The following is a 22,203-nucleotide window of genomic DNA, read 5'->3' as shown; positions in this document are numbered from 1 at the left end:
ATCTGCTCCACGACCCGCAGCATCTGCGTCACTCCGGACTCCTCCTCGTCCTCCTCCGGCTCCTGCTGCACCGACGGTCCGGGGTCAGCATCTCCGCGCGCACGATCTCCTCGGCCTGCATCTTCGACGCGTTCAACCGCCCCCACCGGGTCGCGTGCGGCGAAGGTGTCGCACTGGTCCAGGTCGCCGGTGCGGTAGCCGGCCCAGAACCACAGCTGGCGCTGGCGGGAGGTGCCGTGGGTGAAGGCCTCGGGGTTCACCCGGCCCTGCGTGGTGGCCTGGATGCGGTCGTCGCCGATGACGGACGCGGCGTTGAGCGCCTGCTCGAGCTGCTCGGGCGTCACCTCCTGCAGATCCACCGCCCCGGAGGTGTCGCCGGACGCGCCGCGGGCCCAGAGCCCAGCCAGGCAGTCCGCCTGCAGCTCGACCCGCACGGCGCCGGACTCCGGGCCCTGCGGGTCCTGCTGGGCGTAGCCGAGAGTGCCGATCTGGTGCTGGATGTGGTGGCCGAACTCGTGGGCGAGCACGTACTCCTCGGCCAGGGGCCCGCCCTCGGCCCCGAACTGGGACTGCAGCTCGTCGAAGAACGCCACGTCGAGCCACACGGTCCGGTCGGCCGGGCAGTAGAAGGGACCCACGGCCGAGGACGCGGTGCCGCAGGCGGTGGAGTCCCGGCCCTGGTAGAGCTCCAGGCCCGGCAGCACGTAGCGCTCGCCGGTGGCCTGCGGGAGGTAGCCCTCCCAGAACTGGTCGAGGCTCTGCGCGGTGGCGATCATCCGGCAGTCGCTGTACTGGTTGGCGTCCGCGCCGGTCTCGCAGTGCGCGAACTGCTCCTGCCCGGAGGACGGACCGCCGGTGTCCTGTCCGCCGCCGGTGAGGGCGTCGATGCCGTCCTGGCCGAAGAACAGCCCGACGACCAGCAGCAGCAGCGTGCCGCCGATCCCGCCGCCCACGGCCACGCCACGGCCGCCACCGCCGCCGCCGACCCGTCCGGAGTCCAGCTGGGAGTCGTTGCTGAAGGTCATGGGCAAAGCATAAGCGCACTGACGGTCGTGCGGTGCCGCTCAGTCGAATCCGCGGGCGGCGAGGGCCTGACCGGTGCGCTCGGCGTAGGCCACCGTGGAGATCACCGCGGGCGTAACCAGCAGCACCGGGTTGGGGCGCAGCCCGCGGGCGCGCACGGCGTCCCGCAGTTCGCCCACGGCGCCGACGACGAACGGGATCGAGCGCAGCATCAGGGACACGGCCAGGCCGATCCGCTCGGGGTCGGCGCCGACGAGCCGCACCGGGGTGCACAGCCACACGACGCCGTCGAGCAGCTCGGGCAGGGGAGTGGTGTGCATCAGCACGCGGGTGACGACGAGGAAGACCACGATGGTGGCCAGCACGTCGGCCGCCTGGCCCGGTCCGGTGGTGAGGACGTGGTAGACGCCCAGCAGGACCAGTACGGGCAGCGCGGGGGCCAGTCCGCGCCACCACTCGCAAGCCCGGACGCCGGCGGCGGTGCCCGCCACCAGGAGTCCCGCGGTCAGCGCGGCCGGGACCGGCCACGACGGGGCGAGGACCACGGCCACGGTCACGACGACGATGCCTATTCCCTTGCTCCACAGCGGGGCCCAGTGCAGCAGGCTCGTGCCGGGGGTGTAGCTGCCGAACAGGTCCGGGCCGCGGCTCACGGGGCGGCCTCCTGGGGGAAGCCGTGCGCGCACCAGCGCTCGTAGGCGGGCAGGACCTGCTCGGGGCGGCCGTCGGCCACCAGGCGCCCCTCGTGCAGGACCAGGACGCGGGACGCGGTCGCCGCGAGCCCAAGGTCGTGCGTGGAGATCAGCAGCTGGTGCGGCAGCCCGTCGAGCAGCCCGATCAGGCGCCCGCGATTGCGGAGGTCCAGCAGGGTCGTGGGCTCGTCCAACACGAGCACCTCGGGCTCCACGGCCAGCACGGCCGCGAAGGCCGCGAGCTGGCGCTCCCCGCCGGAGAGGTCGTAGATGCTGTGCTCGGCCCGGTGGGCGATCCCCACGCGCCCGAGCAGCGCGAGGGCCGCGGCGCGTCGTCGGGCCCGGGGGAGGCCGGTCCCGCGCAGGGACAGCTCGACGTCCTCCACGGGGGTGGGCATGACCAGCTGGGAGAGGGGATCGGTGAAGACGAAGCCCACGTGCCGACGGGCGGCGCGCACGTCACGGGCCACGTCGATGCCGTGCACGGTGACCTCGCCCGAGGCCGGGCGGGCGAGGCCGTTGAACAGGCGCAGGAACGTGGACTTGCCGGACCCGTTGAGCCCGACCACGGCGACCCGCCGCTCGGGAAGGGCCACGTCCACCCCGCGCAGCAGGGTCAGCTCACCGGAGGTGGTGGGGGCGGTGACGGTGACGTCGGAGCACACGAGGGCCTCGGCCCCGAAGGAGCCGGCCACGGGTCAGCGCGTGCCCGCGATCCGGGGGAACGCCTTGTGCACGCCCACGGCGATGACCGCGGCGAGCACGCACTTGACCAGGTCCCCGGGCCAGAACACGAGGTCCGCGAGGAAGGCGTCCTGGAGCGGCAGCTGCGCGTTGAGCACGAGGCCGACGATGCCGCCGACCCGGATCACCACGAACCCGGCGAGCGCGGCGAGCACCAGCCGCAGCGTGTACGTGCCGGTGCGCTCGTAGCGGGCGTTGGTGGCCCCGCCGTCGCCGGCCCGGCGGGCCGGGATCAGCCACTGCGCCACGTAGCCCGCGGCGGCCGCGGCGAAGGGGAAGGCCAGGATGTAGCCGGCGGAGGGGCCCGCGAGCACACCGAGGCCGCCGCGGAAGCCGGCGAAGATCGGCACGCCGATCAGCCCGACCAGGACGTAGAGCGCCACCGCCAGGAAGCCGCGCGTCCCGCCCAGGACCAGGCCCGTGAGGAACACGGCGAGGGTCTGCAGCGTCAGCGGCACCCCCGTCCCGCCCAGCGGGATGCCGGGCAGGACGGACAGGGCCGCGGTGAGGGCGGCGAAGACGGCGATGTTCGCGAGGTCCTCGGCGGTGACGGAGCGGCGGCGTTCGGTGTTGGTCATGGTTCCCAGACTAGGGCGTGCGTGCGTCCTCGCCGGAACCGGTGCCCCCGCCGGTCGAGTGCGGGGCGTCGTCGTCGGTGCTGTCGTCCTGCCGGACGGCGTCGCGCTCGGTGGCCCCGAAGCGGCCGCCCAGCGCCTGCTGATAGCGCATCCGCTGGTACTTCCAGCGCTCGGCCATCGTGGCCTTGGACTCGACGCGGTCCTTGGGGTTCACCGGGTCCGACCCCAGCACGGGGTCGTCGCCGACCTGGTAGCGGCTGGACCACACCTGGATCACGGCCCATGCCACGGCGGTGTACGGCACGGCCAGGATCGCGCCGAAGATGCCGCCGACCAGGGTGCCGACGGTCAGGGCGAGCAGGACGATGAGCGCGTGCAGGCTCAGCGTGCGGCCCATGATGATCGGCTGCAGGATGTTGCCCTCGATCTGGTTGACGAGCACGATGATGCCCACGACGATCAGAGCCTCCACGGGTCCGTTCGTCACGAGGGCGACCAGGGCGGCGATGATGCCGGCGATGGTCGCGCCGACCACGGGAATGAAGGCGGTGACGAACACGAGCACGGCCAGCGGCAGGGCCAGCGGGACGCCCACGAGCACGAGACCCACACCGATGAAGACGGCGTCGATGAGCGCGACGAGGGCGGTGCCGCGCACGTAGCCGCCCAGCACCTGGGCGCCCCGGTCCACGGACTCGGCGAGCTTCGCCCGGCGCTCGCCGCGGAACCAGCGCAGCGTGAAGTTCCACATCTTCTCCCCGTCCTTGAGGAAGAAGAAGAGGATGACGATCATCAGGACGAGGCCGGTGACGAACGACGCGGCCGCGGAGAGACCGCTCAGGCGCTTCCGGCGAAGCTGCCGCTGGTGACGAACTCGGTGGCCCGGCGCAGCGCGGCGTCGATGCTGGCCGTGTCCACCGGCAGCGGGGTGGACTCGAGCAGGCGGCGCAGCTCGTTCCAGCCCTCCGACGCCTGGGACGCGAGCGTGTCCCACTGGGCGCGCACGGTGAACACGATGCCGGCGATCACGCCGCCGAGCAGCAGGAGGATGCCCAGGAACGCCGTGAGGGTCGCGAGCAGGTTCGACCAGCCCTTGCGCTCGAGCCACTTCACGACCGGCCCCACCGCCGAGGCGAGGATGAGGGCGACCATGGCCGCGATGACCACGACCTTGATCCGCAGCAGGACCCAGACGAGGCCCACCACCACGGCGGCCACGAGCAGCGTCTGGGCGGCGCGGGAGCCGGCCCGCCCGAGCGAGTCCGCCCAGGGACCCACCGCGGGAGCCAGCGCCTGGGTGGTCTCCTCGAAGCCGGCGGGCTCGACCCCGGGGCCCATGGCCGGCACCCCGCCGGTGCCGGAGTCGGCCCGGCCGCCGAGGACGCTCTCGGCGTGCAGCGGGGCGGTCGACGAGCCGCCGGGGCGGCGGGGTGGTTGGTCCGGGCGGGGCGACGTGGCCATGCGGGGCTCCTCGGGGAAGGCGGCGGTCGGGGGTGCGGTCGTGCGAGGACGACCGGGCTCGGTCCAACCCTAAGGCGGCTGACGGAAGGGTGTCCACCGGTCAGGGCGCACGCGGGCCCGCCGCGCCGGTGCGTCGGCACTGGTCAGGCGCGGCCGTCCACCTCGAACACCGCGGTCAGCACGTGCCGGCGGCGGGCCGCGACGTCGTGCATGAGCGCCGGTGCGTCGTCGAAGCCCACGACGTCGCTGATCAGGTGCTCGCGGACCTCCGCGGCGTGGGCGCCCAGCAGCCGGATCGTCTCCGCGGAGAGCCGGGCCCGGTCCCAGGCGTGGGCGAGACCGCGGGGCACCCGCCCGATCTGGGCGCAGCGCAGGCTCAGCCCGTTGTGGTGGAACTCCTCGCCCAGCCGCACCGCGTCGGCGCCCTCGGTGTAGAACGCCAGGTCGATCACGCTGCCCTGGGGCCGGACGGCCCGCAGCGCCGCGTGCAGCGCGCCGGGCTTGCCGCGGCACTGGAACACGACGTCGGCCCCGTGCTCGCCCGCGCCGTGGCGCCAGCGGGTCTTGAGCACCCGCCCCGGGTCGTCGTCGAGGTCCAGCGGGAGGAAGCCCAGCCGCTCCGCGACCGCCCGCCGGCGCGGGTCGGCGTCGGCCACGGCCACCTCCCGGGCGCCCAGCGCCCGGGCGAACAACCCGGTGACCAGGCCCACCGGGCCGGCGCCGGTGACGAGCACCAGCCTCCCTGCCACGCCGTCGCCGAGGCCGCGCACCGGCCCGGCGTCGGCGGCCGCGTGCAGCAGCCCGTTGGCGCAGATCGGGCCGAAGTGGGCCACGAACACGCCCAGCAGCGGGTCGAGCCCGGCGGGCAGCGGAACCAGGTGCTCGCTCAGCGGGTCGGCGACGTGGGCGGTGGCGTGGCCGTAGGCCGAGGCCAGGACGTCGCCCGCTCGGAAGGCCGGGGTGCGGGACTCGGCCACCCGGGCGACCTCCATGTAGCCCAGCCGGCGCACGGGGTAGCCCTGCTCGGGCACGCCGGGGCGGAACAGGCCGAGCTCGGTGTCGTGCCGCGAGTGCAGGCCCGGGTGGTCTCCCTTGAGGAAGGCCAGCTCCGTGCCGGCCGACAGCCCGGTGACCAGCGTCTCCAGGAGCAGTCCGCCCTGCGGCACCTCCGGCAGCTCCTCCTCGGCGATCTCGAGCCGTCCCCGGGCGGGCACCACGATGTTGCGCCGGGCGCTCACCCGAGCTCCTCCAGTGCCACTGCCCGGCCCGTGCGGGCCGACTGCGCGATGGCGCAGGCGAGCCGGTGGGTCCGCAGCGCCTCGCCGTAGGGCACCCGGGTGGTCTCGCGCTCACCGCGCACGGCCTCGAGGAACTCCCGGTCCACGGCGACCCGCGGGTCCTCGGCCGGGGCGTGCTCGGTGCGCTCGGCGGGCCAGAAGGCCGTGAGCCCGTCCTCGGCCAGCTCCAGGACCAGGCCGCGGCTGACCGTGTGCAGAGCGGCGCGGTGCTTGACGGCCAGCGCGGAGGTTGCCGCCAGTGTGGCGACCGCCCCGGACCGGAACCGGACGGTGGCGGCGGTCGCGTCGTCGACGTCGCCGTCGTCCGGGCCGGTGCCCTCCGGGGTGCCGCGGACCCCGGCGGCGTAGACCTCCACGGCCTCGCCGAGCAGGAAACGGGCCGTGTCCAGCACGTGCGTCAGCTGCTCGACGACCTGCCCGCCCGACCGGTCCGCCCGGCCCCACCAGGCACCGGCGGACGCTTGTCGAGCCAGTAGCCGTTGGCCAGCAGCGGCGGGGCCTCCGCGAGCAGGTCACGGGCCAGCACGGCGGTGTCCAGACAGCGCCAGTGGTAGCCGGTGCCCGTGACGACCCCGGTCTCCTCGACCTGCCGGCCGATTCGCTCGGCGACGTCCAGGCCGAGGCCCACGGGCTTCTCCACGAACAGCGCCTTGCCGCGCTCCAGGGCGGCGGACTCCGCGGGCCCGTGGGCGAAGGGCGGGACGCAGACGTACACGGCGTCGGCCTCCACCGCGTCGAGGGCCTGGTCCGGGTCGGTGAAGCACGGGACGTCGAGCTCGGCCGCGAGGGCCTCGGCGGCAGGACGGTGCGCGTCGGTCACGCTGACCACGCTGGCCCCGCCCAGCCCGTGCAGCACCCCGACGTGGCGCCGGGCCACGGAGCCGGCCCCGACGAGGGCGATCCTGAGCGTCATGCGGGGTTCTCCTCCAGCAGCCGGTGGTACAGGTCCAGGTAGCGCCGGGCCATGCCCGCCGGGGTCCACTGCTCGGCGGCCTCCCGGCACGCCTGCGGGTCCAGGGTGTCGAGCTGGTGCAGGTGCCGGACGAGGTCGTCCTCCTCGGCGGCCAGGAAGCCGGTCCGCCCGTGCTCCACGAGCGAGGGCAGCACCCCGCGCGGCGTCCCGACCACCGGCACCCCCCGGGCCAGCGCCTCGACCACGCCGGTGGCGCCGGGCTCGGCCCAGCGGATGGGGCTGAGCAGGGCCCGGGCGGAGCGCAGCAGCCGCTCCTTGCGCTCGCCGGCCACACCGCCCACCCAGGTCACCGAGGTGCCGTCGACCAGGGGCCGCACCTCGTCGAGCCAGTAGCGGACGTCGGGTGGCGCCCAGCGCCTCGTCGCCCTCGGCGAGCCGGCGCTCCAGCTCCTCCGGGTCGTCGATCCCGGCCACGGGGCCGGCCAGGACGAGGGGCATCCCGGCCCGGCGGCAGATCCGCGCCGCCACGTCCTGGGCCTTGTCGGCGGTGATCCTCGCCAGCACCAGCGCGTGTTCACCGGGGGGCGCCGACACCTCGAGCGGCGGCGGGGCCGCCAGCGGCACCACGCCCAGCGTCTGCCGGCGCAGGTTCGCCGGCGCCCTCTCGAGCTGGGAGGCGGAGACCGCGGCGAAGCGCACCCGTCCGCGGCCGTCGAACGCCGAGTAGAACTCCGCGTGCTTGCGCAGGTCCCAGTGCAGGGTCTGCAGGGTCGGCGGGGCGGCCCTGCCCATGGCGGCGAGCACGGAGGGGCCCACGACCTCCAGATGGTCGTGCACCACGTCCCAGCGGTCCCGGTCCCGCAGGGCCTCCACCAGGACCTGCATGTGGGCGTGGGCGATGCCGGAGACCCGGTTGTAGGGCATCGCGATGGACCGGAACGCCGGCTCCGGCAGCGGCCGCAGGTGGTCGTCCGCCTCGAGCGTGCTGGGTCCCACGGTGGCCAGCGTGACGTGCACCCCCGCCCGCCGCAGCTCCGGCACCAGGGTGGCGACCACCGTCTCGATCCCGCCGTAGCCGGACGGGGGCACGGGCAGCCAGGGGCCCGCGTTCACGAGCACCCGAAGCCCGCTCATGCGACGCGGCCGACGAACCGGGCCCGGTACTCGGGGACGCCCGCCATGGGCGGGCGCTCGCGGACGCTGACGTCGTGGGTCTCGGCGAGGAACCGCTCGCCCTGGCGCAGGAACTGCACGAGCTGACCGTGCTCGCCGGCCACCGGGGCCTCGCAGCGCAGCCGCGCCTGGACCGTCAGCTGGATCTGGGCGGCCATCCGCGCCAGGGCCGCGTCCGAGGAGTTGCGGTGCGAGCGCACGCCCAGGTCCACCTGGGCCATGGCGTCCAGGCCCACGGCCTCCAGGACGTCGATGAGCATCGCGATCTCCACCCCGTACCCGGAGACGAAGGGCACCCTCTCCAGCAGCGCCCGGCGCCCGGCGTACTCCCCGGCCAGCGGCTGGACCAGACCCGCCAGCTGCGGCCAGAACAGGTTGAGCAGCGGGCGGGCCACCAGCTCCGTGACCCGCCCGCCGCCGGCGGGCAGGATGGTGGTGCCGTCGTGCAGCGGGCGGTCGTAGCAGCTCTTCACGAACTGCACCCCCGGCTCGGTCAGCAGCGGGCCCAGCAGGCCCACGACGAAGCGCGTGTCGAACTCCCGCAGGTCCGCGTCGACGAACGCGAGAACGTCCCCGGTGGTCACGGCCAGGGACTTCCACAAGGCCTCGCCCTTGCCGGGGACGTTGCCGTGGGCGGGCAGGATCTCCGCCTGCCGGTGCACGCGGGCCCCGGCCGCCGCGGCGACCGCCGCCGTGGCGTCCGTGGAGTCCGAGTCGATCACGACCAGTTCGTCGATCAGCGCCACGTCCTCCATGAGCTCCCGCCGCAGCGCGGCGACGATCCGGCCCACCGTCGCGGCCTCGTCGCGGGCCGGCAGCACCACGCTGACCCTCGTGCCGGCCTTCCGGCCGCAGAGCTGCTCCGGGGACCACTGCCGGGCGTGGTAGCTGCGGGTGCCGAACCACTGCTGGACGTCCTGTCGCATGTTGCCCGCTTCCGCCGCTGGGAAATGACGATGGGGAATACTGGCAGGTGACCGACCAGTTGCCGTCGGACGATACCGAGCGCCCCCGCCCGCCGGGAAGACCCGCACGATTATGTCGCCGGCGCGGAAGTGGGGACGGGCACGGGGCCGCCGACGAGAGGCAGGGATGAGCCAGCAGGGGACCGATCCGGCAGCGGGGCGCCGGCGTCTGGTGCTGTGGCGTCACGGGCGCACCGCGTGGAACGTCGAGAAGCGCGCCCAGGGGCAGGCCGACATCCCGCTGGACCCGGTGGGGCGCCGGCAGGCCCGGAGCGTGGCGCCGGTGCTCGCGGCGATGGAGCCCGCGTTCGTGTGGTCGAGCGACCTGCAGCGGGCCCGGCACACCGCCCGCGAGCTCGCGGCCCTCACCGGCCTCGAGCTTCGGCTCGACGCCCGGCTGCGCGAGTACGACGTGGGCATCCGGCAGGGCACCACCTTCGCCGAGTTCCGCGAGAGCCACCCCGACGTCTACGAGCGGTTCTTCACCCAGAACGACTACCGGGTGCCCGGGGCGGAGCTGCCCTCGGAGGTCGACGCCCGGATGGCGGCCGTGCTCGGCGACGCCGCGGCCGCGCTCGAGGAGGGCCGCACCGGGGTGCTCGTCGGCCACGGCGCGGCCCTGCGCAGCGGGCTGCTGGCCTTCCTGGGGGCCCCGCCCGAGCTCCGGGACATGTTCGCGGGGATGGCCAACTGCGCCTGGACCGTGCTGCAGGAGCACCCGCACCGGGGCTGGCAGGTCGCCGACTACAACGCGCGCACCCTGCCGGGCGAGTCGTCGGCGCTGGCCGACGAGATGCCGGCCCACCACGTGAGCAAGAACGCGGACCCGGCCGGCTGAGCGGGGTGCCGCCGGGGAACGGGGGCCGGTAGGATGGATGGGTTGCCCGTTCGGGCGCTGACCCCGCCCCGCACCCTGCCGAAAGGTCTCCTCCGTGATCACTGTCCAGAACCTCGAACTGCGTGCCGGTGCCCGGCTGCTCATGGACGAGGTCAACTTCCGCGTGGACAGGGGGGACAGGATCGGGCTCGTCGGCCGCAACGGCGCCGGCAAGACGACGATGACGAAGGTCCTCGCGGGGGAGACCCTGCCCGCGGCCGGGACCGTCACGCGCACGGGGGCGATCGGCTACCTCCCGCAGGACCCCAAGGTCGAGGACATGGAGCAGCTCGCCCGGGACCGGATCCTCTCCGCCCGCAATCTGGCGGGCGTCGTCGCCCGGCTGCGCGCGGCCGAGCAGGACATGGCCTCCGAGGACGACGCCGTGCGGGACAGGGCGATGCGCGGCTACGACCGGCTCGAGGCGGAGTTCCTCGCCGGCGGCGGCTACGCGGCCGAGTCCGAGGCGGCGACGATCACCTCCAACCTCGACCTGCCGGAGCGCATCCTGAGCCAGCCGCTGCGCACCCTCTCCGGCGGTCAGCGCCGCCGCGTGGAGCTGGCGCGGATCCTGTTCTCGGACGCCGACATCATGCTCCTGGACGAGCCGACCAACCACCTGGACGCCGACTCGGTCGTCTGGCTGCGGGAGTTCCTGAAGAACTTCCAGGGCGGGCTGCTCGTGATCTCCCACGACGTCGAGCTCATGGAGATGGTGGTCAACAAGGTCCTGTACCTGGACGCCAACCGCTGCGTCATCGACCTGTACAACATGGGCTGGAAGAACTACCTGCTCCAGCGCGAGCAGGACGCCCACCGCCGCAAGCGCGAGTACGCCAACGCGGAGAAGAAGGCCACCGCGCTGATGGACCAGGCGAACAAGATGCGCGCCAAGGCCAGCAAGGCCGTGGCCGCCCAGCAGATGATCAAGCGCGCCGAGCGGCTCATGCAGGGCCTGGAGGGCGAGCGCCAGGCCGACAAGGTCGCGAACATCCGCTTCCCCAAGCCCGCCGACTGCGGCAAGACCCCGCTCACCGCACGGGACCTGTCGAAGTCCTACGGGTCCCTGGAGATCTTCAACGACGTGGACCTCGCCATCGACAAGGGCTCCCGCGTGGTCATCCTCGGCTTCAACGGCGCCGGCAAGACCACGCTGCTGCGGATGCTCGCCGGGGAGGCCGAGCCCGACACCGGTGAGGTGATCCCCGGCCACGGGCTCAAGCTCGGCTACTTCGCCCAGGAGCACGACACCCTGGACCCGCAGCGCACCGTCCTGGAGAACATGCGCTCCGCGGCCCCCGACCTCGCCGACACGGAGGTCCGCAACGTCCTGGGCTCGTTCCTCTTCCAGGGCGACGACGTCTCCAAGCCCGCCGGGGTGCTCTCCGGCGGCGAGAAGACCCGGCTGGCGCTGGCCACGCTCGTGGCGTCCTCGGCGAACGTGCTGCTGCTCGACGAGCCGACGAACAACCTGGACCCGGCCTCCCGCCGCGAGATCCTCAACGCCCTGCGCACCTACGAGGGCGCGGTCGTGCTCGTCTCCCACGACGAGGGCGCGGTGGAGGCGCTGGACCCCGAGCGCGTGGTGATCCTGCCCGACGGCACCGAGGACCTGTGGAGCCAGGAGTACCAGGACCTCATCTCCCTGGCCTGATCCCCGGATGCCCGGCGGGGACCGCCGCGACAGGGGCCGGGGACGGCCCGGCACGGAAGGACGTGACGTGGACACCTCGCTCCCGGACCGGATCCGCGCGGGACTGCGCCAGCGCGACCTCGAGGAGGTCCGTGACCGGGTGCTGCAGTGGGACCTGGCCGAGCAGGTGGAGCTGCTCGAACGCCTGTCGGCGCCGGAGCGTGCCGTGGTCTACCGGCTGCTGCCGCGCGAGGCCGCCTTCCAGGCCTTCGGACGCCTCGACACGCCGCTGCAGGGTGAGCTGCTGACGGCGCTGCAGTCCGAAGAGGTCAGCGGACTCGTGGCGGAGCTGGACCCGGACGACCGGGTCAAGCTCCTCGACGAGCTCCCGGTGACCGTGGCCCGCACCCTGCTGGTGGATCTCTCCCCGGAGGAGCAGGACGCGACCGGGCTGGTCATGGGCTATCCCCCCGGTTCCGTGGGGCGCAGGATGAGCCCCGAGTTCGTGGCCCTGGACCGGGAGATGACGGTGGAGCAGGCCCGGGCCGCGGTGCTGGAGCGGATCCACGACGCCGAGACCGTGTACGCGCTGCCCGTCCTGGACGGGCAGCAGCGGCTGTGCGGGATCGTGGGGCTCCGGCGCCTCCTCGCCACGGACGGGTCCGCGCCCCTCGGGCAGATCCTGCGCGAGGCGGTGACCGTGGAGGCCCACACGCCGGCGGAGGAGGCCGCCCGGCGGTGCGCGGAGGAAAAGCTGCTCGCCCTGCCCGTGGTCGACGGCACCGACCGGCTGGTCGGCATCCTCACCTTCGACGACGCCCTGGACGTCCTCGAGGAGGCCGAGTCCGAGGACGTCGCCCGGTCGGGCGGGGCGGAACCGCTGCGGCGCCCGTACCTGTCGACGCCGGTGCGCGCCATCGTCCGCTCACGCGTCCTGTGGCTCCTGGTCCTGGCGGTCGGGGCGACGCTCACCGTGCGGGTGCTCGAGGTGTTCGAGGCCGCGCTGGAGCAGATGGTGGTGCTGAGCGTGTTCATCCCGCTGCTGATCGGCACGGGCGGGAACACGGGCAACCAGGCGGCGACCACGGTCACCCGGGCCGTGGCGCTCGGGGACGTGCGGGTGCGCGACGTCGGACGTGTGGCCCTCCGCGAGGTGCGGGTCGGTGCGCTGCTGGGCGCCGCGCTGGGCACCGCCGGCCTCCTGGGCGTGGGCCTGCTCTACGGCTGGGCGGTGGGGGCGGTGATCGGCCTGACGCTGCTGTCCGTGTGCGTGCTCGCCGCGACCGTGGGCGGGGTCATGCCGCTGGTGGCACGAGCCCTCAAGGTCGACCCCGCGGTGTTCTCCAATCCCTTCATCACCACGTTCGTCGACGCCTCCGGGCTGGTCGTGTACTTCCTCATCGCGACCGCCGTGCTCGGGCTCTGACGGGACGCGCGAGGACGGGACCCCCGGTCAGCGGGCCTCGCGGCCGGCGCGGGCCGCGTCGCGCTCGAGGGCGTCCAGCAGGGCGTCCTCCTCGTCCTCCCAGCTGGGGCGGGCGCGCCGGCGCTGCGGTTTCGGGCGCATCAGGGACTTCAGGTGCGGGGGCATGTCGTCGGCCATCTCCATCTGCCGGATGACGAGCTCTTCGTCGCCCTCGCCGATGTAGGTGCCGTCCTCGTCGTAGAACTGGGAGAGGTGGCGTTCCATCTCCGCGGCGTACTGGCGGTCCCACTCGTCGTTGCGGGCCTGCTGCCGGGCGGCGTAGCCGTAGGCCACGAAGAACAGGGCCGCGAACGCGTACCACTGCAGGGAGTAGGACAAGTGCGGCCCGGAGTCGATCTCGGGCTCGGGCGGCGGCACCGGCGCCACGGCCGGGGCCGGGTCCTCGGCGAAGACCTCCGCGAAGGCGGCCGTGCCGATGGGCAGACCCCACCGTTGCCGGAGCTCCTCGAGGTCGATGGTGGCGATCTGGCCCTCCGGGGCCCCGCGGTCCACGGCGGGCTCGCCGGGCTGCAGCCGTGCGGTGACGGTGACCTCGCCGGCGGGCGGGTCGGGGACCTCGTCGGGCATCCCGTTGGCGGCCGAGCCGGTGGGGATCCAGCCCCGGTCCAGCACGATCACGTCCCCGTCCTGGGTGCGGAAGGGGACGAGGACCTCGTAGCCGACCTGTCCGTCCTGGGGGCGGTTGCGCACGAGGACCTCGTCCTCGGGCAGGTACTGCCCGGTGAGGGCCACCGGGTGCCAGGTGAGCCGCTCGTCGAGGGCGGTGAACTGGGCGGCCGCCTCGTCCCCGGTGAGCGGGTCGGCCCGGTAGTTCTGCGTGATCTTGGCGTTCTCCCCGACCAGGTGGTCGTTGCGGTCCATCTGCCACCCGCCCAGGTACACGGCCAAGGCCGCGGCGGCGCAGGCCAGCAGGAACCAGAGGAGCCACTTCCCGCTGAGCAGGAACCGGTAGTCGCTCACGGGCGGGCCTCCTCCGCCGGACCCTCGTGGCCGAGCGGGACGGTGTCCTTCCAGAAGCCGCGGGCGCCCAGGAACTGCTCGAGGTCCTCGCGGTGGTCCGGGCACGCCAGCCAGATCTTGCGGCGCTCCGGGGTGTGGATGCGGGGGTTGTTCCAGCGGATCTGCCAGGCGGCGTCCGCGCGGCAGCCTTGCGGGAGCACTGGGGGGTGTCGGGCCCGGCCGGGGGAGCGCCGGACCCTCGCGGGGACAGCGATCCGAGCAGGTCGAACTCCACGGCGGTCGTGCTCCTCAGGGTCTGCGGTCGGAATCCCGGCGCAGCCGGCGGCGGGCTCAGGCCGCGCCGCGGCGCCGGGGGGTGTCGTCCTCGACAGTAGCGGAGGAAGCCGGATCCCCGCTGGGAGCGGCGGTGCGCCCCGTCCCGGTGCTCCCGGTCCTCGGGCCCTCGGTGCCGTGCTGGTCCTCGTCCTCCGCGTGGCCGGTGGTGAACTCGCCCTCGAGCACGAAGTCGATCGCCGGCGGCGCCGCCCGCGGCGCCGGCTCGGGGGCGGCCGCCAGCGCCGGGGCCGCCGGTGGCTCGAAGTAGTGGCTGGTCCGCGTGGAGCGGTCGTTGCTGTTCGCCAGCAGCACCGCCATCCAGGGCAGGATGGCGACGCCGAGGATCGCGACGCCGCGGACCCAGATGTTGTCCACCGCCACGAACACGAGCAGGCACAGGATCCGCAGGCCCATCTGGATGCTGTAGACCTTCATCCGGTGGTTCATGTCCTGCGTGTGCGATCCGGCCGTGGCCGTGATGGAGTGGACGTCGTCCTGACCGGCGGTCTCGCCGGTCGTCAGATAGCGATTGCTCATGGTCCTCCCAACAGACGTTCCATTCTCTCACCGGGGTCCGACATCCGGCAGGGCCTCCCGGAGGCTACCGGTCGGTCGCCCGGGTCGCCCGGTAGGATCGGAGGGATCTTCCCCGGGCCCCGCCTCCTGTGCGGACGGCGGGCCCGGCCACCCCGACCGAAAGGCACCGTTCCCCATGGCAGACGAGCAGCGCAGCCCGGCCCCCCGCACCGTCCTCGTGACCGGCGGCAACCGCGGGATCGGACGGGCCATCGCGCAGGCCTTCCGGGACGGCGGGGACAACGTGGCCGTCACCTACCGCTCCGGGGAGGCCCCCGAGGGCTTCTTCGCGGTGCAGGCCGACGTCACGGACGCCGCGTCGATCGACGCGGCGTACAAGGCCGTCGAGGCCGAGTTCGGCCCCGTCGAGGTGGTCGTCGCCAACGCCGGGATCACCCGCGACACCCTGCTGCTGCGGATGAAGGAGCAGGACTTCCAGGACGTCGTGGACACCAACCTCACCGGAGCCTTCCGGGTGGTCCAGCGCGCCGCGAAGGGTTTCATGCGGCTCAAGCGGGGCCGCGTGGTGCTCATCTCCTCCGTGGTGGGGCTCTACGGCTCGCCCGGCCAGGTCAACTACGCCGCCTCCAAGGCCGGGCTGGTCGGCATGGCCCGCTCGATCACCCGTGAGCTGGGCGGGCGCAACGTCACCGCCAACGTCGTGGCCCCCGGATTCATCAACACGGAGATGACCGCGGCCCTGCCCGAGGAGACCCAGCAGAACTATCTCGCCTCCATCCCGGCCGGCCGCTTCGCCGAGCCCGAGGAGGTCGCGGCGGTCGTGCGCTGGGTCGCCTCCGACGAGGCGAAGTACGTCTCCGGCGCCGTCATCCCCGTGGACGGCGGCCTGGGCATGGGCCACTGAGCCCCGCCCACCCCGTTCCCGCACGTTCCACCGCACACCGTCCACTGCGCGCTCCCCGCGCGCGTCCTCCACGCACACGTTCCACCGAAGGAGCACCATGAGTTCACTCGCAGGCAAGACCGCGGTCGTCACCGGGTCCTCGCGCGGCGTCGGCGCCGACACCGCCAAGCTGCTGGCCGCCCAGGGCGCCAACGTCGTCGTCAACTACCGGCAGAAGGCGCCCCGCGCCAACAAGGTGGTGCGGGAGATCGAGGAGGCCGGCGGCCACGCGATCGCGGTGCAGGCCGACATGACGGCCCCCGAGGACGTCCGCGGCCTCTTCGCCCGGGCCGTGGAGGCCTTCGGCGGGGTGGACGTGCTGGTGCTCAACGCCTCCGGCGGGATGGAGTCGGACCTCGGCGAGGACTACGCGCTCCGGCTCAACCGGGACGCCCAGGACGACACCCTCACCGCCGCGCTCGAGCACCTGCCCGAGGGCGGGCGCGTGGTCTTCGTCACCAGCCACCAGGCGCACTTCATCAACGACGTCGAGACCATGCCCGAGTACGTGCAGGTCGCGAAGTCCAAGCGCGCCGGCGAGGACACGCTCACCGCCCGCATCCCCGAGCTGACGGAGAAGGGCATCACGTTCGTGGTGGTCTCCGGGGACATGATCGAGGGCACGGTGACCGCCACCCTGCTCAACCGGGCCCGGCCGGGCGCGCTCGAGCAGCGCCGCGAGGCCGCGGGCAAGCTCTACTCCGTGCGGGAGTTCGCCGAGGAGATCGCGCGGATGGTCACGGCCGAGGTCCCCACCGGGCACGTGGAGCTCGTCGGCGGGGCCGACGACTTCCTCGCCCAGGCCGGGCAGGAGTAGCCCCGCCGGGCCCCCGGCGTACGACGGGGCAGCGGCGCCGCTCCGCCCGGGTGTCCCCGGCCGGAGTGGCGCCGTTCCCGTCCCCGGCGCGGTGCGCTGTCCGGGGCGGGTGAGATGCTTCTCACATCGTCGATCCGGCGGCCGTTCCCGGGAGCAGGGCGGGACCGGCCGGGACAGGGGCCGTGCGCCCCGGAAGGGGGCCGCGCCGTGACCCGTCCGCTCATCGAGGTCGAGGGGCTCATCAAGGCCTACCGGTCGCGCACGCGCACCGTCCACGCCCTGGCCGGTCTCGACCTGTCGGTGCCGGAGGGCATCGTCAAGGGACTCCTGGGCCCGAACGGCGCCGGGAAGACCACGGTCGTGAAGGTGCTCACCACGCTCGTCGTCCCGGACTCCGGCACGGCGCGGATCGACGGGGTGGACGTGGTCGCCGAGCCCGCATGGATCCGGCGGATGATCGGGGCCTCCGGCCAGTACGCCGCGGTCGACGAGAACCTCACCGGCACCGAGAACCTGCGGATGGTGGGCCGGCTCTACCACCTGGGCGGTGCCGCCGCCCGCCGCCGGGCCACGGAGCTGCTGGAGCTGTTCGGCCTCGAGGAGGCGGGGGACCGGCCCGTGAAGGGGTACTCGGGAGGCATGCGGCGCCGCCTCGACCTCGCCGGGGCGCTGGTCATCCGGCCCCGGGTCCTGTTCCTGGACGAACCGACCACCGGGCTCGACCCGCGCAGCCGGATCGGCCTGTGGGAGGTGATCCGCTCGCTGGTGGCGGACGGCACCACGGTGCTGCTGACCACCCAGTACCTCGAGGAGGCCGACCAGCTCGCCGACGAGATCTCCGTCATCGACGACGGCAGCGTCATCGCGGCGGGTACCCCGGACGAGCTCAAGGCCCAGGTGGGCGGGCACCGCGTCGTGGTCGTGCTGCAGGACGGTGCCGACGCCGGGCGGGCCGCGGCCGTGCTCGCCCGGCACGGGGAGGGCGCCCCCGTGCCGGCCGAACCGGGGCGGGAGCTGGAGGTCGCCGTCCGGGAGGGCCCGCCGGCGCTGCAGCGGATCCTCGCCGACCTCGACGCCGACGGCGTGCGCCTGCACGACGCCGGCATGCGCCGGCCCACGCTCGACGACGTGTTCCTCTCCCTCACCGGGCGCCCGACCGCGGTGGGACCCGGTCCGGACGCACAGGACGCCGGCGCCGCCGTGGCCGCGTCCGGGGACGGGCGGCACCGGTGAGCACCCGCACGCTGCCGGGGGCGACCAGCCCGGGCGCCGGCCTGGGCACCTGGGCCGCCGACGGCTGGACCGTCACCCAGCGCAACCTGATCAGGCTGCGGCGCTCGCCGGACCTGCTGGTCTTCGCCGTGCTCCAGCCGGTGATGTTCGTGCTCCTGTTCAGCCAGGTCTACGGGGGGTCGATCCAGGTGCAGGGGACCGACTACACCCAGTACCTGATGGCCGGGATCTTCGGGCAGACCGTGCCCTTCGGCTCCACGTTCTCCGGGGCGGGCATGGCCCAGGACCTCAAGGAGGGGATCGTGGACCGCTTCCGGACGCTGCCGATGAGCCCCTCGGCCGTGCTGGTGGGGCGCACCAACAGCGACCTGGTGCTCAACGCCGTGTCCATGGTGATCATGATCGGCACGGGCTTCGTGGTCGGCTGGCGGTTCACCACGTCGGTCGGGTCGTTCCTCGCCGGGATCGCCCTGCTGCTGCTGTTCAGCTACGCGTTCAGCTGGGTCATGGCGCTGGTGGGGATGAGCGTGCGCAGCCCGGAGACCGTGAACAACGCCTCCTTCATCATCCTGTTCCCGCTGACGTTCATCTCCAACGCGTTCGTGCAGTCCCAGAACCTCCCGGGCCCGCTCGAGACCTTCGCCAACTGGAACCCCGTCTCCGCCCTCGTACAGGCCGCCCGTCAGCTGTTCGGCAACACCGGCTCCGCCCCCGTGCCCGACGTGTGGCCGATGCAGCACCCGGTCCTGACCGTGGTGGCCGGCAGCGTGCTGCTGCTCGTGGTGTTCGTGCCGCTGTGCCTGCGCAAGTTCGCCACCGTGAGCTCGCGCTAGCCGTGGCGCCGCGCACGGTGCCCGAGCGGGTCCGGTGGGCCGTCGATCAGCTGCCGCTGCGGCCGGGGCGCCGGGTGCTGGAGGTGGGCTGCGGGTCCGGCGCGGCCGCCGGGCTGGTGTGCGCGCGGACCGGCGGGGGGCACGTGCTCGCGCTCGACCGCTCCGCGACCGCCGTCACCAGGACCGTCGAGCGCAACCTCGGCGCGGTGCGGGCCGGCGTGCTCACCGTCCGGCAGGTCGCCCTCGCAGAGCTGTCGGTTCCGGCGGCCTCCTTCGACGTCGCGTTCGCGGTGGACGTGAACCTCTTCTGGACCACGCCGGCGGATGCCGAGCTGTCCGTGCTGCGGCAGGCCCTCGCACCGGGCGGCACGCTGCTCGTCGCCTACGGGCCGGGACCGCGCCCGGGGCGGCAGGCCGACGTGCTGCGGCGGGTGCGGGCCGCGGTGGACGCGCACGGATTCGTCGCTCCGCTCGTACTGGTCGAGGACCGGGGCAGCGGGGTCCTGGCGGGCACCCCGGCCGGCGGGGAGCCCGCCCCGCCCCCGGCCGCGCATCCCGGCGCTCATCCCGCCCGGCGAAGGTGACGGCTCTGTGACGCCCTGTACCGGCCGGAGGTGCTACCCATGGGGGACCCGGCAGTGAGCCGACCGCCCCGCGCCCCGGACGTTCCCGCCGGCACGGAGCCCAGCGAGGAGCAGCCATGACCGCACAGCCCACCGGACGCCTCGACCCCGCCGGACACCTCGTCCTGTCGCGCACCCTGCCGGCGCCGCTCGAGGAGCTCTGGGCCGCTGTCACCGACCCCGGCCGGCTCGGCCGCTGGTACGGCACCTGGAGCGGCGACCCCTCCTCCGGGCGGGTCGGGGTGCTCATGACCGCGGAGGGCGCCGACCGGCCGGAACCCGTGCTGCTCCGCCGGTGCGCACCGCCGCGGCACCTGGCCGTCACCCTCGGCACGACGGCCGACGCCTGGCGGGTGGACCTCGACCTCGAGGACGGCGACGGGACCACCGTGGTGCGGCTGACGCACCGGTACCCCGCGGCCGGGGACCTCGACTCCGTCGGACCCGGCTGGGAGTACTACCTGGACCGGATGGTCGCCGCCGAGAGCGGCCGGGACCCGGACGAGCTGGACTTCGCCCGGGACTACCACCCCGCCATGGCCCAGTACTACCGGGCGCTGGCCGACGAGCTGCACGCACGGGGCTGACCGCCGCTCCCGATCCGAGCGAGGCGAGCGGGCGTCCGGGCGGGGCGTCCGGTACGGCGGTCAGGCAGGGCTGCCGCTCTCGATCCGGATGAGGTTGCCGCACGTGTCGTCGAGCACGGCGGCCGTGGTGGCGCCGGTCGTCGTGGGCGGCTGGACGAAGCGCACGCCGCGCTCCACGAGCCGTTCGTACTCCGCCTGCACGTCCCGCACGGCGAAGCTCGTGAACGGGATCCCGTCGGCCACGAGCGCGGCCCTGAACGGACCCGCCGCGGGGTGGTCGGCGGGCGCCAGCTCGAGCTCCACTCCATCGGGCGCCTGGGGGGAGACGACCGTGAGCCGGCGGCCGCTCCCCGTGTGGAGGTCGTGCTTGACCATGAACCCGAGCTTGCCGGTGTAGAACAGCAGGGCCTGCTGCTGGTCGTCGACGAGGACTCGGGTGTGGGTGATCCGCATGGGGCGGCCCTCCTCGGTGCGGCGGAACGGGAGCCGGTCGAACAGGAGACGGTGGAACAGGAGACGGTGGGGCGGGAGCCGGTCGAACAGGAGGTGGACGAACAGAAGGTGGTGGAACAGGACGGGGCGGGTCAGGCGCCGTCGTCGACGCTGATCATCCAGTGGACGCCGAACCGGTCGGTGCACATGCCGAAGAGGCCGCCCCAGGGAGCCGGCTCGAGGGGCATCGTGACCGTCCCGCCGTCGCTCAGCCCGTCCCACCAGCGGCGCAGCACCGCCTCGTCGTCACCGCCCACGGAGACCGAGATGTTGTCCCCGACGGTCAGGTCCATGCTGTCGGGGGTGTCGGAGGCCATGAGCACCACGCCCTGGTCGGTGGTCAGCATCGCGTGCATGACCTTGTGCTGCTCGGCCGGACCGTCACCGGCGCCGTACTCGGCGAACCGGCTGATCGTCAGCTGCCCGCCGAACACGGAGCGGTAGTGGGTCATGGCCTCCTCGGCCGTGTCCCGGAACGTGAGATAGGGGTTGAGCTGCACGGGCATGGGCCGTCCTCCGTGTCGAAAGGGTCGATGCCCCCATCATGGCCCCGGCCCGGCGGGGACGGAACACCGGCGCGGCTGCCGCCGGATCCGTTACGGGCCCGCTGACCGGGCCCGGCGAGCACGCGTAGCCTGGTGTCCATGGGCAGGACGCAGTACTACGTGGCGGCCAGCGCGGACGGCTACATCGCCGACCGCGAGAACCACCTGGACTGGTTGCTGCAGTACGGCTTCGAGGCGTACCAGGAGCACTACGACGCGTTCCTGGCCGAGGTCGGTGCGCTGGCGATGGGCGCGAGCACCTACGAGTTCGTCCTGGGGCAGGGCGGCTGGGCCTACGGCGACCTGCCGGTGTGGGTGTTCACCCACCGGGACCTGCCCCGGGCTTCGGGGGCCGACCTGCGCTTCGTCAGCGGACCGGTGGACGTGCACGCCCGCGCCGTGACGGACTCCGCGGGCGGGCGCAACCTGTGGGTGGTGGGCGGCGGCCGGCTGGCGGCCCAGTTCGCGGACGCCGGTCTGCTCGACGAGCTGTGGCTGACCTGCATGCCGATCGCGCTGGGGGCCGGGCACCCCGTGCTCCCGACGGAGGAGGCCCACGACCTGCGGCTGCAGCGCACCACGCACTTCGAGGGCGGGGCGGTGGAGCTGCGCTACGCCCTGGAGGGCCCCGGGCGGCGGATCCGGCCGGAGTAGCGCGCCCCGGTCCGCGCCGGTCGCACGGAGGGCGGTGCGAGCCGCGGGATCAGTCCAGCGGGCCGGAGCGGGGGAGCCCGTACCAGGCCGCGGCGTTGTCGTGCAGCACCGCGGCCGCGGCGTCCTCGCCGAGCACGGCCGCGACGAGGTCCACGTCGTCGTCCCGGAAGGCCCGCCGCGCCCGGGTGCTCGGCAGGTCCGTGCCGAAGAGCAGCGCGGTGGGGTCCGCGGCGTGGATCTCCCGCAGCGCCCGGGGCACGTCCAGCTCCACCCGGCCGAAGCCCGTGGCCTTGACCTTGAGGCCCCGCTCCACGAGCGGCAGCAGCTGCGGCTGCGCGTCGGCGGTCATCCCCAGGTGGTCCACGCAGGCCCGCGGCAGCCGGCGCAGCACCGGGGCGAGGGCCTCCAGGGAGGAGCCGTCGAGGTAGAACTCCGCGTGCCACCCGGCGAGCTCGTGCACCCGCCGGGCCAGCCGCTCGATCCGCGCCGGGTCCGCGTCCGCGCCCCGGCGGAGGTTGAACCGGATCGCCCGCACCCCGATCCGGTGCAGCGCCAGGACCTGCTCGTCCGGCACCGAGGCCGGCAGCTGCGTCACCCCGGCGAAGCCGGGACCCAGGTCGGTCAGCGCCGCCGCCAGATAGCTCTGGTCGTGGCCCTGGAAGGAGCCGCTGACCACGGCACCGCCCTGCACGCCCAGCGAGCGGGTGCGCCGGATGTAGTCGGCGACCGTGAACGCCGCCGGCACGTAGCCCTGGTTGGGCTCGAGCGGGAAGCGCAGGTCGACGATGTGCAGGTGGGCGTCGATCATCCTGTCATTGTGC

At 74.0% G+C, this 22,203-nt stretch carries 26 protein-coding genes and 2 pseudogenes; 10 read left to right on the top strand and 18 right to left on the bottom strand.

From position 1 onward, the window contains the following. From BJF77_RS06300 to BJF77_RS06260, 12 genes and pseudogenes are all read right to left on the bottom strand, one after another. Window positions 1–1,025: neutral zinc metallopeptidase (locus BJF77_RS06300; protein ID WP_083665009.1), on the bottom strand; the 1,025-nt coding region annotated here is incomplete at its 3' end. Between the two features lie 39 nt (window positions 1,026–1,064). Continuing rightward, window positions 1,065–1,676, bottom strand: a complete 612-nt coding sequence (locus tag BJF77_RS06295; protein WP_075871617.1) for an energy-coupling factor transporter transmembrane protein EcfT — start codon at window positions 1,674–1,676, stop codon at window positions 1,065–1,067. Then, a complete protein-coding gene (locus BJF77_RS06290; RefSeq protein WP_075871616.1) occupies window positions 1,673–2,410 on the bottom strand; it encodes an energy-coupling factor ABC transporter ATP-binding protein in 738 nt (245 codons plus the stop codon). The genes BJF77_RS06295 and BJF77_RS06290 overlap by 4 nt, the downstream gene beginning before the upstream one ends. Window positions 2,411–2,413: 3 nt before the next feature. Continuing rightward, on the bottom strand, window positions 2,414–3,037 hold the full coding sequence (locus BJF77_RS06285) for a biotin transporter BioY (RefSeq protein WP_075871615.1): 624 nt from the start codon (window positions 3,035–3,037) through the stop codon (window positions 2,414–2,416). A 10-nt stretch (window positions 3,038–3,047) separates the two neighbouring features. Then, window positions 3,048–3,830: an AI-2E family transporter gene (locus BJF77_RS21475; protein WP_255396161.1), complete on the bottom strand. Its 783-nt coding sequence runs from the start codon at window positions 3,828–3,830 to the stop codon at window positions 3,048–3,050. 44 nt (window positions 3,831–3,874) lie between these two features. Next, window positions 3,875–4,498, bottom strand: a complete 624-nt coding sequence (locus BJF77_RS21470; RefSeq protein ID WP_255396160.1) for an AI-2E family transporter — start codon at window positions 4,496–4,498, stop codon at window positions 3,875–3,877. 143 nt (window positions 4,499–4,641) lie between these two features. Beyond that, the gene (locus BJF77_RS06275; protein WP_053004805.1) at window positions 4,642–5,736 is read right to left on the bottom strand and encodes a zinc-binding alcohol dehydrogenase; all 1,095 of its coding nucleotides are present in this window, start codon (window positions 5,734–5,736) and stop codon (window positions 4,642–4,644) included. After that, a complete protein-coding gene (locus tag BJF77_RS21010) occupies window positions 5,733–6,197 on the bottom strand; it encodes a hypothetical protein (protein ID WP_369821366.1) in 465 nt (154 codons plus the stop codon). The genes BJF77_RS06275 and BJF77_RS21010 overlap by 4 nt, the downstream gene beginning before the upstream one ends. Further along, on the bottom strand, window positions 6,194–6,709 hold the full coding sequence (locus BJF77_RS21465) for a Gfo/Idh/MocA family protein (protein ID WP_255396159.1): 516 nt from the start codon (window positions 6,707–6,709) through the stop codon (window positions 6,194–6,196). The genes BJF77_RS21010 and BJF77_RS21465 overlap by 4 nt, the downstream gene beginning before the upstream one ends. After that, window positions 6,706–7,086: a glycosyltransferase gene (locus BJF77_RS21460; protein WP_255396158.1), complete on the bottom strand. Its 381-nt coding sequence runs from the start codon at window positions 7,084–7,086 to the stop codon at window positions 6,706–6,708. The genes BJF77_RS21465 and BJF77_RS21460 overlap by 4 nt, the downstream gene beginning before the upstream one ends. A 370-nt stretch (window positions 7,087–7,456) precedes the next feature. Continuing rightward, a pseudogene (locus BJF77_RS22525) lies at window positions 7,457–7,843 on the bottom strand (glycosyltransferase); the annotation flags it as partial. Continuing rightward, on the bottom strand, window positions 7,840–8,808 hold the full coding sequence (locus BJF77_RS06260; RefSeq protein ID WP_047802729.1) for a glucosyl-3-phosphoglycerate synthase: 969 nt from the start codon (window positions 8,806–8,808) through the stop codon (window positions 7,840–7,842). The pseudogene BJF77_RS22525 and the gene BJF77_RS06260, both read right to left, overlap by 4 nt. A gap of 166 nt (window positions 8,809–8,974) precedes the next feature. On the opposite strand from BJF77_RS06260, the gene BJF77_RS06255 reads away from it, so the two are divergent. From BJF77_RS06255 to mgtE, 3 genes are all read left to right on the top strand, one after another. Further along, on the top strand, window positions 8,975–9,685 hold the full coding sequence (locus tag BJF77_RS06255) for a histidine phosphatase family protein (protein ID WP_075871614.1): 711 nt from the start codon (window positions 8,975–8,977) through the stop codon (window positions 9,683–9,685). Between the two features lie 94 nt (window positions 9,686–9,779). After that, window positions 9,780–11,378 carry an ABC-F family ATP-binding cassette domain-containing protein gene (locus BJF77_RS06250; RefSeq protein WP_047802727.1) on the top strand — a complete coding sequence of 533 codons (1,599 nt, stop codon included), beginning with the start codon at window positions 9,780–9,782 and terminating at the stop codon, window positions 11,376–11,378. 67 nt (window positions 11,379–11,445) lie between these two features. After that, the gene (gene mgtE, locus BJF77_RS06245) at window positions 11,446–12,783 is read left to right on the top strand and encodes a magnesium transporter (RefSeq protein WP_075871613.1); all 1,338 of its coding nucleotides are present in this window, start codon (window positions 11,446–11,448) and stop codon (window positions 12,781–12,783) included. 27 nt (window positions 12,784–12,810) lie between these two features. Here mgtE and BJF77_RS06240 read toward each other — a convergent pair whose 3' ends face one another. The 3 genes and pseudogenes from BJF77_RS06240 to BJF77_RS06230 all read right to left on the bottom strand — a co-directional run bounded on the left by BJF77_RS06240 (window position 12,811) and on the right by BJF77_RS06230 (window position 14,655). Next, window positions 12,811–13,803: an SURF1 family protein gene (locus tag BJF77_RS06240; RefSeq protein ID WP_075871612.1), complete on the bottom strand. Its 993-nt coding sequence runs from the start codon at window positions 13,801–13,803 to the stop codon at window positions 12,811–12,813. Further along, a pseudogene (locus BJF77_RS06235) lies at window positions 13,800–14,053 on the bottom strand (hypothetical protein). The gene BJF77_RS06240 and the pseudogene BJF77_RS06235 overlap by 4 nt, the downstream one beginning before the upstream one ends. A gap of 80 nt (window positions 14,054–14,133) precedes the next feature. Beyond that, window positions 14,134–14,655: a DUF3099 domain-containing protein gene (locus BJF77_RS06230; protein WP_075871610.1), complete on the bottom strand. Its 522-nt coding sequence runs from the start codon at window positions 14,653–14,655 to the stop codon at window positions 14,134–14,136. 175 nt (window positions 14,656–14,830) lie between these two features. Between BJF77_RS06230 and BJF77_RS06225 the strand changes: the two genes are divergently transcribed. The 6 genes from BJF77_RS06225 to BJF77_RS06200 all read left to right on the top strand — a co-directional run bounded on the left by BJF77_RS06225 (window position 14,831) and on the right by BJF77_RS06200 (window position 19,691). Beyond that, on the top strand, window positions 14,831–15,559 hold the full coding sequence (locus BJF77_RS06225) for a beta-ketoacyl-ACP reductase (RefSeq protein WP_047802724.1): 729 nt from the start codon (window positions 14,831–14,833) through the stop codon (window positions 15,557–15,559). Window positions 15,560–15,656: 97 nt separating this feature from the next. Then, window positions 15,657–16,415, top strand: a complete 759-nt coding sequence (locus BJF77_RS06220; RefSeq protein ID WP_047802723.1) for an SDR family oxidoreductase — start codon at window positions 15,657–15,659, stop codon at window positions 16,413–16,415. Between the two features lie 207 nt (window positions 16,416–16,622). Next, on the top strand, window positions 16,623–17,648 hold the full coding sequence (locus BJF77_RS06215) for an ATP-binding cassette domain-containing protein (protein WP_255396157.1): 1,026 nt from the start codon (window positions 16,623–16,625) through the stop codon (window positions 17,646–17,648). Next, window positions 17,645–18,481, top strand: a complete 837-nt coding sequence (locus BJF77_RS06210) for an ABC transporter permease (protein ID WP_075871609.1) — start codon at window positions 17,645–17,647, stop codon at window positions 18,479–18,481. The genes BJF77_RS06215 and BJF77_RS06210 overlap by 4 nt, the downstream gene beginning before the upstream one ends. Window positions 18,482–18,498: 17 nt before the next feature. Further along, on the top strand, window positions 18,499–19,065 hold the full coding sequence (locus BJF77_RS06205) for a class I SAM-dependent methyltransferase (RefSeq protein ID WP_158041195.1): 567 nt from the start codon (window positions 18,499–18,501) through the stop codon (window positions 19,063–19,065). A gap of 116 nt (window positions 19,066–19,181) precedes the next feature. Beyond that, window positions 19,182–19,691 (top strand): SRPBCC domain-containing protein, encoded by a 510-nt coding sequence (locus tag BJF77_RS06200; protein ID WP_075871607.1) that lies wholly within the window; start codon window positions 19,182–19,184, stop codon window positions 19,689–19,691. Between the two features lie 60 nt (window positions 19,692–19,751). Here the strand turns inward: BJF77_RS06200 and BJF77_RS06195 are convergent, their stop codons facing one another. Both BJF77_RS06195 and BJF77_RS06190 read right to left on the bottom strand, forming a co-directional pair. Beyond that, entirely contained in the window at window positions 19,752–20,144 is a 393-nt protein-coding gene (locus BJF77_RS06195; protein WP_047802720.1) for a VOC family protein, read from the bottom strand. Between the two features lie 131 nt (window positions 20,145–20,275). Further along, complete coding sequence (locus BJF77_RS06190; protein WP_047802719.1) at window positions 20,276–20,689, bottom strand: VOC family protein; 414 nt, start codon at window positions 20,687–20,689, stop codon at window positions 20,276–20,278. Window positions 20,690–20,827: 138 nt separating this feature from the next. Here BJF77_RS06190 and BJF77_RS06185 point away from each other — a divergent pair, with 138 nt between their 5' ends. Then, entirely contained in the window at window positions 20,828–21,382 is a 555-nt protein-coding gene (locus BJF77_RS06185; RefSeq protein WP_075871606.1) for a dihydrofolate reductase family protein, read from the top strand. Between the two features lie 49 nt (window positions 21,383–21,431). Here BJF77_RS06185 and BJF77_RS06180 read toward each other — a convergent pair whose 3' ends face one another. Then, complete coding sequence (locus BJF77_RS06180; RefSeq protein ID WP_047802717.1) at window positions 21,432–22,190, bottom strand: amidohydrolase; 759 nt, start codon at window positions 22,188–22,190, stop codon at window positions 21,432–21,434. Between the last annotated feature and the right edge of the window lie 13 nt (window positions 22,191–22,203).

The sequence above is a fragment of the Kocuria sp. CNJ-770 genome, assembly GCF_001942375.1.
In the GTDB taxonomy this organism is placed as follows: Bacteria; Actinomycetota; Actinomycetes; order Actinomycetales; family Micrococcaceae; genus Kocuria; species Kocuria oceani.
Note: the sequence above shows the minus strand (reverse complement) of the source record. Positions and strands in the feature narration are given on the sequence as shown.

Coding starts and splice junctions, on each gene's coding strand:
- BJF77_RS06230 (WP_075871610.1), bottom strand. CDS start 14,655: ATGAGCAATCGCTATCTGACGACCGGCGAGACCGCCGGTCAGGACGAC.
- BJF77_RS06190 (WP_047802719.1), bottom strand. CDS start 20,689: ATGCCCGTGCAGCTCAACCCCTATCTCACGTTCCGGGACACGGCCGAG.
- BJF77_RS06260 (WP_047802729.1), bottom strand. CDS start 8,808: ATGCGACAGGACGTCCAGCAGTGGTTCGGCACCCGCAGCTACCACGCC.
- BJF77_RS06195 (WP_047802720.1), bottom strand. CDS start 20,144: ATGCGGATCACCCACACCCGAGTCCTCGTCGACGACCAGCAGCAGGCC.
- BJF77_RS06285 (WP_075871615.1), bottom strand. CDS start 3,037: ATGACCAACACCGAACGCCGCCGCTCCGTCACCGCCGAGGACCTCGCG.
- BJF77_RS06185 (WP_075871606.1), top strand. CDS start 20,828: ATGGGCAGGACGCAGTACTACGTGGCGGCCAGCGCGGACGGCTACATC.
- BJF77_RS06220 (WP_047802723.1), top strand. CDS start 15,657: ATGAGTTCACTCGCAGGCAAGACCGCGGTCGTCACCGGGTCCTCGCGC.
- BJF77_RS21470 (WP_255396160.1), bottom strand. CDS start 4,498: ATGGCCACGTCGCCCCGCCCGGACCAACCACCCCGCCGCCCCGGCGGC.
- BJF77_RS06255 (WP_075871614.1), top strand. CDS start 8,975: ATGAGCCAGCAGGGGACCGATCCGGCAGCGGGGCGCCGGCGTCTGGTG.
- BJF77_RS06180 (WP_047802717.1), bottom strand. CDS start 22,190: ATGATCGACGCCCACCTGCACATCGTCGACCTGCGCTTCCCGCTCGAG.
- BJF77_RS21465 (WP_255396159.1), bottom strand. CDS start 6,709: ATGACGCTCAGGATCGCCCTCGTCGGGGCCGGCTCCGTGGCCCGGCGC.
- BJF77_RS06225 (WP_047802724.1), top strand. CDS start 14,831: ATGGCAGACGAGCAGCGCAGCCCGGCCCCCCGCACCGTCCTCGTGACC.
- BJF77_RS06200 (WP_075871607.1), top strand. CDS start 19,182: ATGACCGCACAGCCCACCGGACGCCTCGACCCCGCCGGACACCTCGTC.
- BJF77_RS21475 (WP_255396161.1), bottom strand. CDS start 3,830: ATGATCGTCATCCTCTTCTTCTTCCTCAAGGACGGGGAGAAGATGTGG.